Source organism: Arthrobacter sp. H14, assembly GCF_000520495.1.
In the GTDB taxonomy this organism is placed as follows: domain Bacteria; phylum Actinomycetota; class Actinomycetes; order Actinomycetales; family Micrococcaceae; genus Arthrobacter_C.
The window spans coordinates 13,087-28,339 of the sequence record NZ_KI914650.1 but is presented as its reverse complement, the minus strand read 5'-3'; the positions used below and the strand labels follow the sequence as shown (position 1 = coordinate 28,339).

Below are 15,253 nucleotides of genomic sequence, written 5' to 3'. Positions count from 1 at the left end.
CTTGACCAAACTGGACTGCAGTGCGTAGTAGGCCGGTTTGCGAGTGAAGTCATTCCACATCACCGTCGCGGCGCCTTGGCCCTCAAAAAAGACCGGCACCCAGGAATATTTGTCCACGAAGCCCCAGATCGTGAAGGAATTGCACCCTTCAACACCGAGGCAGGCCTCCAGCGCCCGCTGGTAGTAGTTCGCCTGCTTCTCCAATTGTGCGGCGGTTGGATCGGCGCCGATGGGCAAGTCCATCCTGACATCGATTTCGGTTACGGCGGTTTCCAATCCGAGATCATCGAAACGCTGAAGGTTGGCTTCCAGTCCCGCAGGGAAGCCGTATCGCATGCTCAGGTGGCCCTGCACCGCAAATCCGTGGACGGGAACGCCTTGGGCAAGATACTTCTGTATGACCTCATAATAGGCGTCGCTTTTGGCGTTGTTGGCCTCGACGCCGTAGTCATTGAAGAACAGCTTGGCTTCAGGATCTGCCTCGTGGGCCCAACGGAATGCATCGGCGATGATTCCGGGGCCGAGCTCGCGTATCCAGATATTCTCTTCAGTGCGTAGGGTGCCTTCGCTGTCGAAGATTTCATTGGCTACGTCCCACTGCTGGATCTGACCGGCATAGCGGCTCACCACCGTCGTGATGTGATCCTTCAAAATTGCCCGCAGCTCCTGATCACTGAAGTCGCCCTCCTCAAGCCACTCCGGATTCTGGCTGTGCCACAGCAAGGTATGGCCGCGCACTACTTGGCCGTTTTCCTGTGCGAACTCGACGATCGCGTCCGTTTCCGCGAACCGGTACCGGCCCCGCTGCGGATGGATGAACTCCCACTTCATTTGATTCTCGGCCGAAATGGAGCTGAACTCGCTGGCCAGTACTTCGCGGTATTGCTGGTCGTTGAAGAATGGTGCGGGGTATGACTGGGAAACATGATGGCCTCCGCCTGCGACGGCAGTACCGATATAGAAGTCGTCGGCTGCTGACCAGCGCAGGGTATCTTGCTTGGCAAGTCCGGGCGGCAAGGGGCGGTCACTTGGCGGTGCGGCGGCTGAGGGTAACGCAGCGGGAAGGACGAGTGCGGAAGCAATTGCGGCGGCGGACGCTAGGCGTGTGACTTTCATCGTGGGTTCTCCTTCAAGATGGATTTTCCGATAGCGCCGATCTCGTGATGCCCAACATGAGCTGTGTCCAGCGTCAGGAGCAAGGAGCGCTTTGAACAGCATGACGCAAATCACAGAATATGTATAGGTTCTAAACTTAATTTACCCAGTCAGCTCTTGAAGAGAAGCCGCGGACGATCGCTAGTGGAAGTGAAAGCTCACACGCTACCTACTGCGGCCGTCGATTCCCGGACGTTTAGTCGGGTCGCGAGTTCGACGCGTCGGGAATCCAGTGCCTTACCGCTGACCTGCTGCAGTAACGAGCGCAAAGCCGCTGCGCCCATCTCCTGCAGAGGTTGAGATACCGAAGTCAGCTTGGGGACGGCTTGTTCGGCCAGGTAGGTGTCGTCGAATCCGACCAGACTCAAATCCCGTGGGACATCCAGGTTTTGCCGGCGTGCTTCACCGAGAACTCCGACGGCGATGGCGTCACTGGCCGCGAAAATGGCGGTGGGCGGACATTCGAGCGCAAAGAGTTTCCGGGCGGTTACGGTGCCGTGTTCCGGTTTGAACTGGCCGTGCACAATATAGTCCTGGTTGACGTCGATGCCCTCAGTTAGCAGGGTCGACATGTATCCATGGAGGCGGGCCTGGTTGCATTCCGACTTCTCGACACCGCCGATATACGCGATGCGCTGATGGCCCAGATCCACCAAATGCTGAGTAGCCGACTTCCCGCCCGCCCAGTTCGTTGCCCCCACACTGACTATCTTCGACCCGGGAGGGTTCATTGGATCGATAACTACGACTGGAAGGCTGCGTCGCTGGAATGCCCTCAGCTGCGACTCTTTGAATGCTGAGGTGACGACCACCATGCCCCTGCGCCCGTAGTCAATCATCCGCTGGGCATGTTGCTCCGGGCTGGTCCGTGATGGCATATCGGCACCTATGCTGCTGACGACGATGTCGACATCGAGCTCGGCAGCGTATTTCAACACTCCGTTGAGGATTTCGGTGCAGTAGGCAGACGTGACGGAGTCGAGCACGAGCTCGATGGTGAGGTTTTCAGGAACTATTCGGCGCTGAACTGGTGAGCGGTAGTTCAGCTCCTTGGATATCTGCAGCACCCGTTCGCGGGTGCTGTCTGCCACATCGCTGCGGCCGTTGATCACTTTCGATGCGGTGGCAGTGGAAACTCCTGCCAGCTCGGCAATGGTCTCCAGAGTGGGTCTGGAACGTGCAGCTGCGTCGAGCGTCACTACATCTCCTCGTATGTTCGAAAGGTTTCGTTAATAGCTATCACGAAACCGGAAAGCAGACCAGACTCCCGAATTCGTATAGGTCATAAACTTTTTATTCAAAAACCCTTGACCCTCACGATCAACCGCGGTTTAGTGGACGGTGACCTACTTCACTACAGTTCGAAAACTTTCGGAACCACCCGCGGCTTTCGAAATCCAGTGAATGAGATTGCCAGAGCAAAGCGAACGCGACACGAAACGGATGTAAAGATGAAGACTCGAAAGACGCGCTCGATGGCCACGGCTATCGCCGCAGCGACTCTGTCCCTTAGCTTGGCCGCGTGCGGTTCGAGTGGTCCCGCGGACACCGGCGGGGGCAACGGAGAAACGACCATGTGGTCACTGACCGGTGGTCCGGAACCGGTGTATGAGGCATCCGTCGAGCGCTGGAATGAAAACAACCCCGAGCAGCCCATGTCGGTGAGTTTCTTCGCCAATGACGCCTACAAGAACAAGATCCGGTCGGCGTTGGGCGCCGGTCAAGGGCCCACATTTATCTTCGGCTGGGGCGGCGGCGTCCTCGAATCCTATGTGGAGACCAACAAGGTGATGGACCTGACCGGCTTCCTGGAGAACAACCCAGACGTCAAGGACCGTTTCCTGCCCTCCGTGCTGGAAAACGGCGTCGTTGACGGAAAAAACTACGCGCTTCCAAACAACAGCACCCAGCCGAAGGTGCTTTACCACAACAAGCAGTTGTTCGAAGAGATTGGTGCACAGCCGCCTGAGACCTGGGACGAGTTGATGGCGCTGGTGCCCAGGTTCGAGGAAGCCGGCATCGCCCCGATCTCACTCGGCGGGCAATCCAAATGGACCAATCTGATGTGGATGGAGTATCTGGTGGACCGCATTGGCGGTCCGGAGGTCTTCGATCGGATTGCCGCCAACGAGCCCGGTGCCTGGTCCGATCCAGCCGTGATTGAAGCGCTGACCAAGATTCAGGACCTGGTCGAGGCAGGCGGTTTCATTGACGGCTTCTCCTCCATCGCCGCAGACAGTGGTGCGGACGTTGCTCCCCTCTACACCGGCAAGGCTGCCATGCTGCTCCAAGGTTCCTGGGTTTATACGGATATGAAGACGGCCGCTCCCGAGTTTGTTGAGAGCGGCGACTTGGGATGGTCCAAGTTCCCCGCCGTCAAGAGTGGCGAAGGCCACCCCGACAATATTGTCGGCAACCCCTCCAACTTCTGGTCGATCAATGCCGATGGGTCCGGGGCCCAGAAGGAAACAGCTAAGGGCTACCTCAAGGACACGCTCTTCGATGAAACCTATATCCAGGAGATCATCGAAACTGGCGCTGTACCGCCGGTCAAGGGCATTGAAGATGAACTTCAGGAATCGCCCGACAGCGACTTCCTGACTTTCGCATACGAGATGGCCCAGGAAGCTCCCACCTTCCAGTTGTCCTGGGACCAGGCGCTCTCGCCCGGACAAGCGGATACGATGCTCACCAATCTGGACCTGATTTTCCTGGGGGAGATCACTCCGAAGCAGTTCACCGAGACGATGAACGGCACGATTGAGCAGGGAGCCGGTCAGTAGTGAGTACACACATCGGTAGCCGAAGGGCCCGCCACACCGCGGGCCCTTCGGGGTGGATGGCGGTTCCAGCCCTGCTGTTCTTTCTGGTCTTCGCGATCATTCCCCTCGGCGGCGTAGTGTTGCTGAGTTTCTCCAATTGGAATGGATTGGGTGCCATTACGTGGGCGGGGCTGGCCAGCTGGACGGAAATTCTGACGTCGCCAGTGACCATTAACGCGCTCGTAGTGACAGCCAAGGTCATCGTCTACTCGTTCCTGGTGCAGACTCCCATCAGCATGCTGCTCGGGGTCTTCATCGCCGGCAGCCAGAAGTACCGGGCACTGCTGGCTGTGCTCTATTTCGTCCCGCTGCTGCTGTCCTCGGCGGCGGTGGCCATTGCCTACAAGGCGTTGCTCGATCCGAACTTCGGGCTTGCACAGGGGCTGAATATTCCGGCGCTGGCGCAGAACTGGCTGGGCAATCCTGACCTGGCCCTCTTTGTTGTCATCTTCGTCATCGCCTGGCAGTTCGTGCCGTTCCATACGCTGATCTACCAGGGCGGAGTCCGGCAGATCCCGGCGTCGTTGTATGAAGCAGCCGAAATCGACGGCGCCGGAAGGATCAAGCAGTTCTTCCACATCACCCTCCCGCAACTGAAATACACCATCATCACCTCCTCCACTCTGATGGTCGTCGGTTCACTGGCGTATTTCGACCTGGTGTTCGTGCTGACGGGCGGCGGTCCCGGTTACAGCACCAGAATTCTGCCGCTGCACATGTATCTGACCGGTTTTGAAGCCAATGCCATGGGCGCCGCGAGTGCGCTGGCCGTGATTCTGGTCGTGATTGGACTGACTCTGGCACTGGTCTTGCAACGGCTCGGCGGCAAGGATCGTTCGGCCAGCCAATTGGAAGGACTGTAAAATGACAGTGACAAGACCAACGCGGTCCAGCCAGTACGAAGCCCAGGAGCTGGAACCGGCGTCGGACAAGCCCTCACGGACAACATTCCGTCGACGGCTGCCCAATCTGCCGGGCGGTCTTGGGGCGTGGCTGTGGCTTGCGGTGATCATCCTTCCGATCTACTACGTGATCCTCACCAGCTTCAAGGATCAAGCCGGATTCTTCAGCACCAGCCCGCTGTGGATCACTGATCCCACACTGGATAACTACGCGCTGGTGCTGGAGAACGACTTCCTGCGCTACTTTGCCAACAGCCTCATCGTGACCATCGGCAGCGTCATTCCTGCGCTGATGGTTTCGTTCATGGCCACCTACGCCATCGTGCGGGGCAAATCCAGGTTTTTGGGGATGACCAACAAACTGTTCCTGCTCGGGTTGGCTATCCCGCTGCACGCGACGATCATTCCGATCTACTACATGGTCATCCGTCTGCAGCTCTACGACACCTTGCTGGCTTTGATCCTGCCCTCCATCGCCTTCGCCATACCGATTTCGGTGCTGATCCTGGCCACCGCCATGCGGAATGTGCCGAACGAGCTTTTCGAGTCGATGCGGCTCGATGGTTGCTCGGACTGGGCGATGATGTGGCGGTTAGCCCTGCCGATGACCCGGCCAGCGGTGGTCACTGTGGGCATCTACAACGCCCTGCAGGTCTGGAACGGTTTTCTGTTCCCGCTGGTATTGACCCAGAGCCAGGACCTGCGGGTGCTGCCGTTGTCCCTGTGGTCTTATCAGGGGCAGTTCGGCGCCAATATCCCGGCGGTGCTGGCCGCCGTCGTGCTCGCAACATTGCCACTGCTTGTGCTCTACGTTGTCGCCCGCCGGCAACTGGTGGGCGGTTTGGCCGCAGGCTTCAGCAAGTAACGTTCATTCCAAACTATCGAGGTAACTACCTATGACCATTGATGCCAACCCGACCGATGTCGACAATGCTTGGCTTGATCAGACCCTGACGGCCGAGGAACGCGTGCAATCACTCGTGGCTCAGATGTCGATGCACGAGAAGGTCGCGCAGCTGTATGGCTTGTGGCTTGCTCCGCCCACGGAAGGAGGTGACGTCGCTCCGCACATGAGCGACCTATCCGGCAACGTCGACATCGAGTCGCTAGTGCCGCACGGCGTCGGACAGCTGACCCGGCATTTTGGATCAGCGCCGGTGGATCCGGCCGAAGGCGCGGCTTCGCTGGCCAGACTTCAGCAGCGGATTGCGGCCGGAAACCGTTTTGGCATCCCGGCTGTCGCCCACGAGGAATGTCTGGCCGGTTTTACCGCGTGGGGTGCGACGGCGTACCCAGTGCCGTTGTCCTGGGGCGCAACGTTCAATCCAGAGCTGGTGGAGGAAATGTCCTCGCGCATCGGCGCGGGAATGAAGAGCGTCGGTGTGCACCAGGGTCTGGCACCCGTGCTCGATGTGGTCCGCGATGTCCGCTGGGGACGTGTCGAAGAGACGATCGGTGAAGACCCGCTGCTGGTGGGCACGATTGCGACGGCGTACGTCCGCGGCCTGGAATCGAGCGGCATTGTCGCGACTCTGAAGCACTTCATTGGTTACTCTGCGTCCAGGGCGGGACGGAATCTTGCTCCTGTTTCCATGGGGCCGCGCGAGTTCAACGACATCATGGTTCCGCCATTCGAAATGGCCGTGCGGGACAGCGGCGTCCGTTCGGTCATGCATTCCTACACAGATCTCGACGGCGTGCCCACCGCAGCCGACGAGACGCTCCTGACCGGGCTGCTGCGGGAGAAGTGGGGCTTTGACGGGACGGTCGTTGCCGACTACTTCGGGGTCTCCTTCCTGAAGACGCTGCATCAGGTCGCCGGTACATGGGGCGACGCCGCCGCGCAGGCACTGCGGGCGGGTCTCGACGTCGAACTGCCAACGATGAAGGCGTTCGGCGATCCCCTTATCGCCGAAATCGAGGATGGCCGGCTCGACGAAGCGTATGTCGACCGCGCCCTGCGTCGCGTGCTGCACCAGAAACTGGAGCTGGGCTTGCTCGATCCGGACTGGTCTCCGCTGCCTGGGGGATGGTCGGAGGAGGACCTCGACGACGTCGAAAGCGTTCGTGGGCGGGTGGACTTGGATCCGGCTGCCGATCGCGGCATTGCGCGGCGGCTCGCTGAACAAGCAGTAGTCCTGGTGAGCAACGATGGAACCCTCCCAGCTGTGGCAACCCGGCGGATCGCCGTCGTCGGGCCCAATGCCGACGATGCACTCAACTTGCTGGGCTGCTACTCATTCCCCGGGCATGTCGGAACGTCCTATCCGGGAACTCCTCTCGGGATCGGGATTCCGACTGTTCTGCAGGCCATCCGCGCGGAATATCCGGATGCGGACGTTGAATTCACACCCGGTGTCAGCGTCGACGGGACCGAGACAGGTGGCATCCCGGAGGCGGTTGCGGCGGCGTCCCGCGCCGACCTGGTGATCGCAGTGCTGGGGGACAGGCCTGGACTGTTCGGCCGGGGCACCTCAGGGGAAGGGTGCGACGCCGAATCCCTCGAGCTGCCGGGACGCCAATGGGAGTTGCTCGATGCCGTGCTGGAATCGGGAACCCCGGTGGTCACCACCCTCGTGGCCGGCCGGACCTACTGGCTGCATGACGCTCCGGAACGTGCGGCCGCCATCGTGCAATCGTTCTTTCCTGGAGAAGAGGGAGCTGGGGCGCTCGCAGGGATCATCAGCGGGCGGATTAATCCTTCCGGACGGCTGCCCGTGGGCATTCCTGCCCAAATTGGAGGTCAGCCGGGAACGTACCTTTCTCCGCCGCTGGCCGGGGCAAGTCAGGTGTCCAATATCGACCCCACGGCGCGCTTCGCGTTTGGCCACGGGCTCGGATACACGGAATTTGAGTGGAGCGAGGCCTGGATCTCCCGGACCGAAGTGGATACGCACGAGGCTGCGAGAGTCGGCATAAAGGTGACCAATCATGGCGCTCGGCATGGTGCCGACGTCGTCCAGTTATACCTGCATGACCCGGTGGCCAGCGTCGTGCGGCCGGTGAACCGGCTCATCGGCTACCAGCGGGTGGAGCTCGAAGCCGGCGAGTCCGCGCAGGTGGAGTTTGAGGTGCATGCTGAGCTGACGGCTTTCTCCGGGAAGAGCTACGAGCGGATCGTGGAGCCCGGTACTATCGAGCTCCGGCTGGGCAGGTCCAGTGCGGACATCGTGCATTCGCTCGAGTGCACCCTGACCGGTGAGACGCGGGTAGTCGATCACACGCGGGCTCTGCAGGCACGGTCCCATGTCCGGGCTGCCGCCCCGGCGCAGAGCTAATCGAAACCAGGGGGACCGGGCCACGATGAACGGGTCCGGTCCTCCTGCATGTCAGGCATCAACGTAGCAGCGCAACCTTAAACAGCACCGCCGGTGTCCCTGTCAGGGCACCGGCGGTCGCTTGTGGTTGTGGTCTAGCGGGCGTTGAGCAGGTGCTCCATCGCCAGCTGATTGAGCCGCACGAATGCGAAGGAGCGCTGTGCGGCGGCATCGGCATCGAAGCTCTCGAAGGAAGCCTCATCGCGAAGGAGATCCTCGGTGGTCTCGCCTGCACCCAACGTGGACTCGGAGAGGTTGAGCACCCCGGAATCCTTCATCGCCGACTGGACCTCGGCATCAGCGCGGAATGCCTGGGCCCGTTCCTTGAGCATCAGGTACATGGACATGTTCGCTTCCGCGGAAGCCCACACGCCGTCGTAGCCATCCGTGCGGGAGGGCTTGTAGTCGAAGTGGCGGGGGCCATCGTAGCTTGGACCGCCGCCCGGGAAGCCGTTCTCGATCAGATCGACGGTGAAGAAGGCGCTGGTCAGGTCGCCGTGCCCGAAGACCAGGTCCTGGTCGTACTTGATGGACCGCTGGCCATTTAGGTCAATGTGGAACAGCTTGCCGGACCAGAGAGCCTGCGCGATGCTGTGGGTGAAGTTCAGGCCCGCCATCTGCTCGTGGCCGGTTTCCGGGTTGACGCCGACGATGTCGCCGTGGTCCAGCTGGTTGATTAAAGCGAGGGCACTGCCGACCGTGGGCAGGAGGATGTCTCCGCGGGGTTCATTCGGCTTGGGCTCGATGGCGATCCGGAGATCGTAGCCCTTGTCCTTAATGTAGCCGGCAACCGTATCGATGCCTTCCTTCATCCGGTCGAAAGCGGCCGACAGATCCTTGGAGCCGTCGTATTCGCTGCCTTCGCGGCCGCCCCACATGACGAATGTCCTGGCATCCATCTCGGCCGCCAGGTCTACGTTGGCGAGTACCTTCCGGAGGGCGAAGCGCCGGACACTGCGGTCATTCGAGGTGAAGCCGCCGTCCTTGAACACCGGATGGGTGAAGAGATTAGTCGTGATCATCGGAACCGTCAGACTGGTCTCTTCCAGAGCGGCCTTGAAGTTCTTCAGAATCAGCGTCCGTTCGGAAGCGTCAGCATCAAAGGGGATGAGGTCGTTGTCATGGAAAGTGATTCCATAGGCGCCCATGTCACTCAACCTGTGGACGGCTTCCACCGGGTCCACTGGTTTGCGGGTGGCTTCGCCAAAGGGATCCTGCCCGGTCCAACCGACCGTCCAGAGGCCAAAGGAGAACTTCTCGTCGCGGGTCGGTTGTACAGTCATTGAAAGCACCTCATGCTGGTTATTTGATGGAACCTGAATTAGTTTTCAAGTTGAACTATATGATGCCCGCAGCGGCGGGTCAATAGATATGGCAAGCGGAAAAGGCTGAAGCGAGGAGTACCGTGACCATTAGTGCAGACGTGGCACGGCGGGCCACCAACCGTGGAACGCCTGGACGGGTTGGAGATGTCCGGCGACAGAATCTCGCCTTGATCATGCACCGGCTCGACGCAGCCGGGCAGATGACGAGGGCGCAGCTGGCGGCCGAGACGGGATTGACCAAGGCCTCGGTGTCGAGCTTGGTTGCAGATCTTATGAGCGCAGGGCTTTTGAGCGAGGTTGGGCTGAACCGGGTTGGTGAGCGCGGCCGCCCGGGGCTGGGGGTCGCGTTGAACACCGAAGCGGCGGCATTGGGAATGGAAATCAACGTCGACTACATTGCCGTGGGCGTCCTCGATTTCGCCGGTGAACTTCATTTTCATGCCGTGCGGGAGCAGCATAACGCCGGCAGGCCACCGGAGGAGGTCCTGAGCTCTCTGCAGTCGCTGGCGGATGAAGCGCTGGAACAAGCGGGTGGTTCAGGAATGAAGATCCATGCCGGCGGGCTGGCTGTTCCCGGTTTGGTTGATCCAGCCAACGGGCGCGTACTGCGCGCTCCAAATATCGGCTGGCGTGACGTAAATGTCGCGCTGTGGGCGGAGGCTTTAGTTTCAGGAGCCAGTTTCGGTACCGCGATTTTCAATGAGGCGAACACGTCTGCATTGGCGGAACTTTGGTACGGGCATGGCCGCGATTTGGACAATTATCTCTACGTCTCCGGCGAGGTGGGGATCGGTGGCGGCGTAATTATCGATTCGGAATTGTTTGAGGGGCCAGGTGGCAACGCCGGGGAAATCGGCCATGTCGTCGTGGACCCGGACGGACCGGATTGCTCCTGCGGAGGAGTCGGGTGCCTGGAAAGATACGCGGGGCAGGAGGCCATTCTGGCCCAAGCTGGAGTTGACGGCGGCAACACGGTTGAACGAATGGGAGCGTTGCGCGTTTCTTTGGAAAGTCAGGATGCCGCGGCACTGGCGGCAGTGGAACGGGCCGGACACCACCTTGGCGTCGCCACAGCATCTACTCTGCGCATGCTTAACCTGGACGCCGTTGTCCTGGGTGGTCATTTCGCGCAGCTTGAACGCTGGATAGTCCCTGCGTTCAGGGGCAGTGTGAACCGGCATGCGCCGGCATTATTGGCCGAGGACCGGATCCTGGTATCGAAGCTCGGGCCAACGGCCGCCGTTATGGGCGCTGCTGGAAGCCGCATCAGGAGCGTGCTCCAAAAACCCTACGAACTATTCAGCTGACGAGAGTCGAAAATCCTCTGGCGGGGCCATAGCCTGCCTGGTGCTTATGTCTCAATTTCGTATAGGTTCTAAACTTTTTGCCAAAATCCATTGACCCCTTCATGTGATGCCCGTAGTTTTGCCTGCAGTCGCATCGCTCGGCCGGCGATCACACTTCTACGGCTCGGGCGCCTACATCCTTGAAGGGAATCTCAATGAAGAGAAGCAAATTTTTTACCGGTATAGCAGCAGCCGGAATTCTCACTCTTACCTTGACCGCATGCGGCGAGGGCCGCGCTGACAGCGGAGGAGGTTCAGGGTCCAGCGAGGGCGCTTTGGTGGGAGTGGCAATGCCGTCTCAGCAACTGGAACGGTGGATCGCCGACGGCGCGAACGTTAAGAGTGAGCTGGAAGAGCGCGGATACAAGGTCGACCTTCAGTACGCGAATGGCGACATCCCCACTCAAATCTCACAGATCGAGAACATGGTCACCAGCGGTGTTGAGGCACTGATTGTCGCTTCCATCGATGGGACGACGCTGACCAGCGTGCTCGAGACGGCAGAGCGGCAGGACATTCCAGTGATCGCCTATGATCGCCTGATCAACGGTTCGGAGACGGTCGACTATTACACCACTTTCGACAACTATCAGGTCGGAGTTCAACAAGGTACGTCGCTGCTGACCGGTCTGGGGATCCTCAATGAGAACGGCAAAGAGACAGGCGAGAAGGGACCATTCAACATAGAGCTCTTCGCTGGTAGCCCGGATGACAATAACGCCGGCTTTTTCTGGAACGGCGCCATGGATACTCTGCAGCCCTACCTCGACAGCGGGGTGCTTAACGTGCCCAGTGGGCAGACAAAGTTTGAACAAGCTGCCATCCAGGGTTGGCTTCCAGCCAATGCACAGTCCCGGATGGAGGACCTGCTGACCGTTGGCGGTGGCGCCGAGCTCGATGGCGTTCTCTCGGCGAACGACGGCTTGGCGATCGGTATTATCTCGGCCCTCACTTCCGCCGGCTATCCCAAGGACGATCTGCCGGTGGTTACTGGACAGGATGCGGATCTGGCCTCGGTTAAATCCATCATCGCAGGCGAGCAGTATTCGACGATCTTCAAGGACGTCCGCAAGCTCGGTGAAAGGGCAGTCATCATGGTCGACGACCTGCTCAAGGGTGAAAAGCCGGAAGTCAACGACACGGAAACCTACAACAATGGCAAAAAGGTCGTGCCGGCGTATCTGCTTGAGTCTGAGATCGTGACTATTGAAAACTACGAAGAAGTCCTCGTTGACAGCGGCTTCTATACGGCCAAGGAGCTTAAGTAAAGGTATTCAAAGCTTGGCTGGCGGGCTGTTGGTCCGGCGGCCGGATGGTCGTCCCGCCTTATCCCAGCACGCGGTCCAGGTAGGAATTGCGGAATTTGCCGGTCGGGTCGTGCTTTTCCACCAGGCTCCGGAAATCGTTGAAGCGCGGGTAGAGGGGCGCCAGTTGGTCGGCGCCGGCGGTGAAGAGTTTGCCCCAGTGTGGTCGTGCTCCCAGTGGCGACAGGGCTGACTCGATGTCCGGGAGCAGGGCTTCGACGTCGGACTGGCGGGGTTTCCAGGTCAGGTGGAATGCAACGCTGTCCTGCCGGTAGCTGGGGCTGAGCCAGAATTCGTCGGCGGCAATCGTCCTGATCTCCGAGACATACAGCAACGGAGCGATCCGGCCGGACAAGCCACGCAGCTGCTCCAGGGCAGCCGCGGCGTGCTCCCGGGGAAGGATGTACTCACTCTGCAGCTCGTCGCCATTGCTCGGCGTGAATTCCGGGCGGAAGTGGGGCAGTCGTTCCAGCCACGGTCCCGGGACGCCAAGTTGTTCGGTGCAGTTTTCGCCTGACATTTCAGGTAGTGGGTGCCGCGGGATGGTTGCGGCCGTGGCGCCGAAGAAGGTCTGCGGTGCAGCACCGGTGTCGCCGTCGTCGTCAATCCGTGCCTTTTGCCAGACCTGGGCGATGCTGTCTTCGTAGTAGTCGGTGAACAGGCTGACGCTGTAGGCGCTCGCGGCGATTTCCTCGAAGTTTTCCAGAGCCTCCGCCCATGGCAGCCGTTCGAAGACGTGCTGGCTTACCTGGTAGGTCGGTTCGATAGCGAGTTCGACGGCGGTCACGATCCCGAGGGCGCCGAGTCCGACCACGCTGCCAAAGAACTCGTCGCCGTCGGACTCCTCCAGCCTGTCGACTTCGCCGGAGGCACGGACCAGTTCGATGGCTTTCACCGCCGAGGCGAGACCGCCGTTGCCGATACCGGAGCCGTGCGTTCCGGTTTGCAGGGCGCCGGCGACGGAGATGTGGGGGAGGGAGGCCATGTTGTGCAGGGCATAACCGCGTTCGTGGAGGTGCTGCGCCAGCTCGCCGTAGCTCGTGCGGCCTGGGACCCGGACGACGCCGCGTGCCTCGTCGATTTCCGGACGGCCGCCCAACCCGTCCAGCAGGATATGGGTGCCGCTGGTATTGGCGATATCGTTGAAGCAGTGCAGGGAGCCCAACGGTTTGATTTTCGCTGCGGCGGCGACGGTTTCGGTGAGTTCAGCCAGCGACGAGGGACGTTCCACTCCGGTTGCAGAGTAGTCCAGATTTCCTGCCCAGTTCTTCATATCAACTTCCGGTGGAGATGGATGATCGCATTGTGGCCGTACCGTGATCGGTCGAGGCTATCGGACGCACGAGGGCAATGCTATGTTAGCGATAACAATGTGTCGAGCATTGCTCATATGATGATGCCCGGAGGATCCGCAATGTCTGAAACAGTGCAGCGGCAGGCGCGTGCCCCGGTGATGGGCGACGTCGCAAAGAGGGCGGGCGTATCGCACCAGACAGTGTCGCGTGTGCTCAATGATCATCCCAATGTCAGCCCGAAGACTAAGACGCTTGTGGAGAAGGCGATCGCCGAGCTTGGTTATCGGCGCAATATTGCGGCCCGGAATCTGGTGACGCGCAAGTCGCAGACGATTGGCGTGCTCGGCAGTGAGATATCGCAGTACGGTCCCTCGAACACACTGCTTGGCGTTGAACAGGCCGCGCGTGCTGCGGGATACTTCGTCAGCATGGCCGCGTTGCGGGAGGTAACTCCGGCGGCGATTCACGATGCGGTAGGCCACTTCATGGACCAGGGCGTGGACGGCGTCGTCGTGGTGGTTCCGCATCCGGGGACCATTGACGTACTCCATACACTCAATATCGACGTTCCCTTGGTGGCAATGGGCTCCAGCGGCGACGGCGAATTCCGCGGAGTGGCGGTGGATCAGCGGTTGGGGGCGATGCTGGCCGTCAACCACCTGGTGGAGCTGGGGCACCGCAGGATTGCCCACTTATCGGGTCCTGCGAATTGGATCGACACGGACGCACGCATCCAGGGCTGGCGCGACTCGCTGGCGGGTGCAGGATTGACGGAGTCCGTGCTGCTGAGCGGAGACTGGAGTGCCGAATGCGGTTACCGAACCGGTTTGCAACTTGCCAAGGATCTTTCGTTCACCGCACTGTTTGTCGCCAATGACCAGATGGCACTTGGCGTCCTTCTCGCCTTCCATGAGTCTGGGGTTAAGGTGCCCGAGGACGTCAGCATTGTTGGATACGACGATCAGCCTGAGGCGGCGTATTTCATTCCTCCGCTGACTTCAGTTGGCGCGGACTTCGAGGAGCTCGGCCGGCGCTGCATCGAGTCCTTGCTGGGTGATGCTGGGTCTGGTGCGGCGGTTGACGCCGGGACCACTTCAGGTTTGGGCGCCAGCAGCGATGCGCCGTTGGTGAGGCCTCAGCTGATAGTCCGGTCTACGACGACGGCGCCGCCCGCGTAGTGCCAGGCGCACCAGAGTGATTCTTGACACTTTGTCTTGTTAGCGCTCACAATTGATCTCAGTTCCTCTTCCCTTCTCTAAGAAACCGGCATCGGGACGTCCTGTCTGCCGGATGGAGGCTTTCATGTACTCGTACGATTCAGTCGGCGGCAACGCCGAAAAGTATGTCATTGGTGTCGACTTCGGCACCTTGTCCGGACGTGCCGTCGTCGTCCGGGTTTCCGATGGTGCGGAACTTGGCAACGGTGTTTTCGAGTACCCCCATGGCGTCCTTACCGAGCGCGTGCCAGGCGGGGATCGGCTGCCCAATGACTGGGCATTGCAGGTTCCCGAGGACTACCGCGGCGTGCTCCGTAATGCGGTACCGGCGGCCGTGAAAGACGCCGGGATCGGTGCCGCGGACGTGATCGGAATCGGCACGGATTTCACCGCCTGCACCATGGTTCCGACGACGGCGGACGGCACACCGCTGAACGAACTGGAACGCTTCGCGGACCGGCCGCATGCGTATGTGAAGCTCTGGCGCCACCACGCCGCGCAACCGCAGGCAGACCGGATCAACCAACTGGCCGAGGAGCGCGGCGAGGCCTGGCTGGCACGCTACGGCGG

Annotated in this window: 11 protein-coding genes and 1 pseudogene; 8 read left to right on the top strand and 4 right to left on the bottom strand. The window is 60.4% G+C overall.

What is annotated here, in order from left to right; translation table 11 throughout:
* Together Y707_RS0110515 and Y707_RS0110510 are read right to left on the bottom strand one after the other, a co-directional pair.
* Positions 1 to 1,116: endo-1,4-beta-xylanase (locus Y707_RS0110515; protein WP_026535060.1), on the bottom strand; the 1,116-nt coding region annotated here is incomplete at its 3' end.
* A 197-nt stretch (positions 1,117 to 1,313) separates the two neighbouring features.
* On the bottom strand, positions 1,314 to 2,354 hold the full coding sequence (locus Y707_RS0110510) for a LacI family DNA-binding transcriptional regulator (RefSeq protein WP_026535059.1): 1,041 nt from the start codon (positions 2,352 to 2,354) through the stop codon (positions 1,314 to 1,316).
* A gap of 252 nt (positions 2,355 to 2,606) precedes the next feature.
* Between Y707_RS0110510 and Y707_RS0110505 the strand changes: the two genes are divergently transcribed.
* The 4 genes from Y707_RS0110505 to Y707_RS0110490 are packed head-to-tail and all read left to right on the top strand — an operon-like array spanning position 2,607 to position 8,157.
* The gene (locus tag Y707_RS0110505; RefSeq protein WP_026535058.1) at positions 2,607 to 3,938 is read left to right on the top strand and encodes an ABC transporter substrate-binding protein; all 1,332 of its coding nucleotides are present in this window, start codon (positions 2,607 to 2,609) and stop codon (positions 3,936 to 3,938) included.
* A 56-nt stretch (positions 3,939 to 3,994) separates the two neighbouring features.
* A complete protein-coding gene (locus tag Y707_RS0110500; RefSeq protein ID WP_081744779.1) occupies positions 3,995 to 4,840 on the top strand; it encodes a carbohydrate ABC transporter permease in 846 nt (281 codons plus the stop codon).
* A gap of 1 nt (position 4,841) precedes the next feature.
* On the top strand, positions 4,842 to 5,744 hold the full coding sequence (locus Y707_RS0110495; protein ID WP_035781219.1) for a carbohydrate ABC transporter permease: 903 nt from the start codon (positions 4,842 to 4,844) through the stop codon (positions 5,742 to 5,744).
* A gap of 31 nt (positions 5,745 to 5,775) precedes the next feature.
* Complete coding sequence (locus Y707_RS0110490) at positions 5,776 to 8,157, top strand: beta-xylosidase/alpha-l-arabinosidase (RefSeq protein WP_035781216.1); 2,382 nt, start codon at positions 5,776 to 5,778, stop codon at positions 8,155 to 8,157.
* 134 nt (positions 8,158 to 8,291) lie between these two features.
* Here the strand turns inward: Y707_RS0110490 and xylA are convergent, their stop codons facing one another.
* Positions 8,292 to 9,479, bottom strand: coding sequence for a xylose isomerase (xylA, locus tag Y707_RS0110485; RefSeq protein WP_026535054.1), 1,188 nt, complete (start codon positions 9,477 to 9,479; stop codon positions 8,292 to 8,294).
* Positions 9,480 to 9,601: 122 nt separating this feature from the next.
* On the opposite strand from xylA, the gene Y707_RS0110480 reads away from it, so the two are divergent.
* Positions 9,602 to 10,828, top strand: a complete 1,227-nt coding sequence (locus Y707_RS0110480) for an ROK family transcriptional regulator (protein ID WP_253905130.1) — start codon at positions 9,602 to 9,604, stop codon at positions 10,826 to 10,828.
* A 194-nt stretch (positions 10,829 to 11,022) separates the two neighbouring features.
* A complete protein-coding gene (chvE, locus tag Y707_RS0110475; protein ID WP_026535052.1) occupies positions 11,023 to 12,135 on the top strand; it encodes a multiple monosaccharide ABC transporter substrate-binding protein in 1,113 nt (370 codons plus the stop codon).
* Between the two features lie 58 nt (positions 12,136 to 12,193).
* On the opposite strand, the gene Y707_RS0110470 is transcribed toward chvE, so the two are convergent.
* Positions 12,194 to 13,444 (bottom strand): D-arabinono-1,4-lactone oxidase, encoded by a 1,251-nt coding sequence (locus tag Y707_RS0110470; RefSeq protein ID WP_026535051.1) that lies wholly within the window; start codon positions 13,442 to 13,444, stop codon positions 12,194 to 12,196.
* Between the two features lie 141 nt (positions 13,445 to 13,585).
* On the opposite strand from Y707_RS0110470, the gene Y707_RS0110465 reads away from it, so the two are divergent.
* On the top strand, positions 13,586 to 14,644 hold the full coding sequence (locus Y707_RS0110465; RefSeq protein WP_026535050.1) for a LacI family DNA-binding transcriptional regulator: 1,059 nt from the start codon (positions 13,586 to 13,588) through the stop codon (positions 14,642 to 14,644).
* 124 nt (positions 14,645 to 14,768) lie between these two features.
* A pseudogene (locus Y707_RS25060) lies at positions 14,769 to 15,253 on the top strand (ribulokinase); the annotation flags it as partial.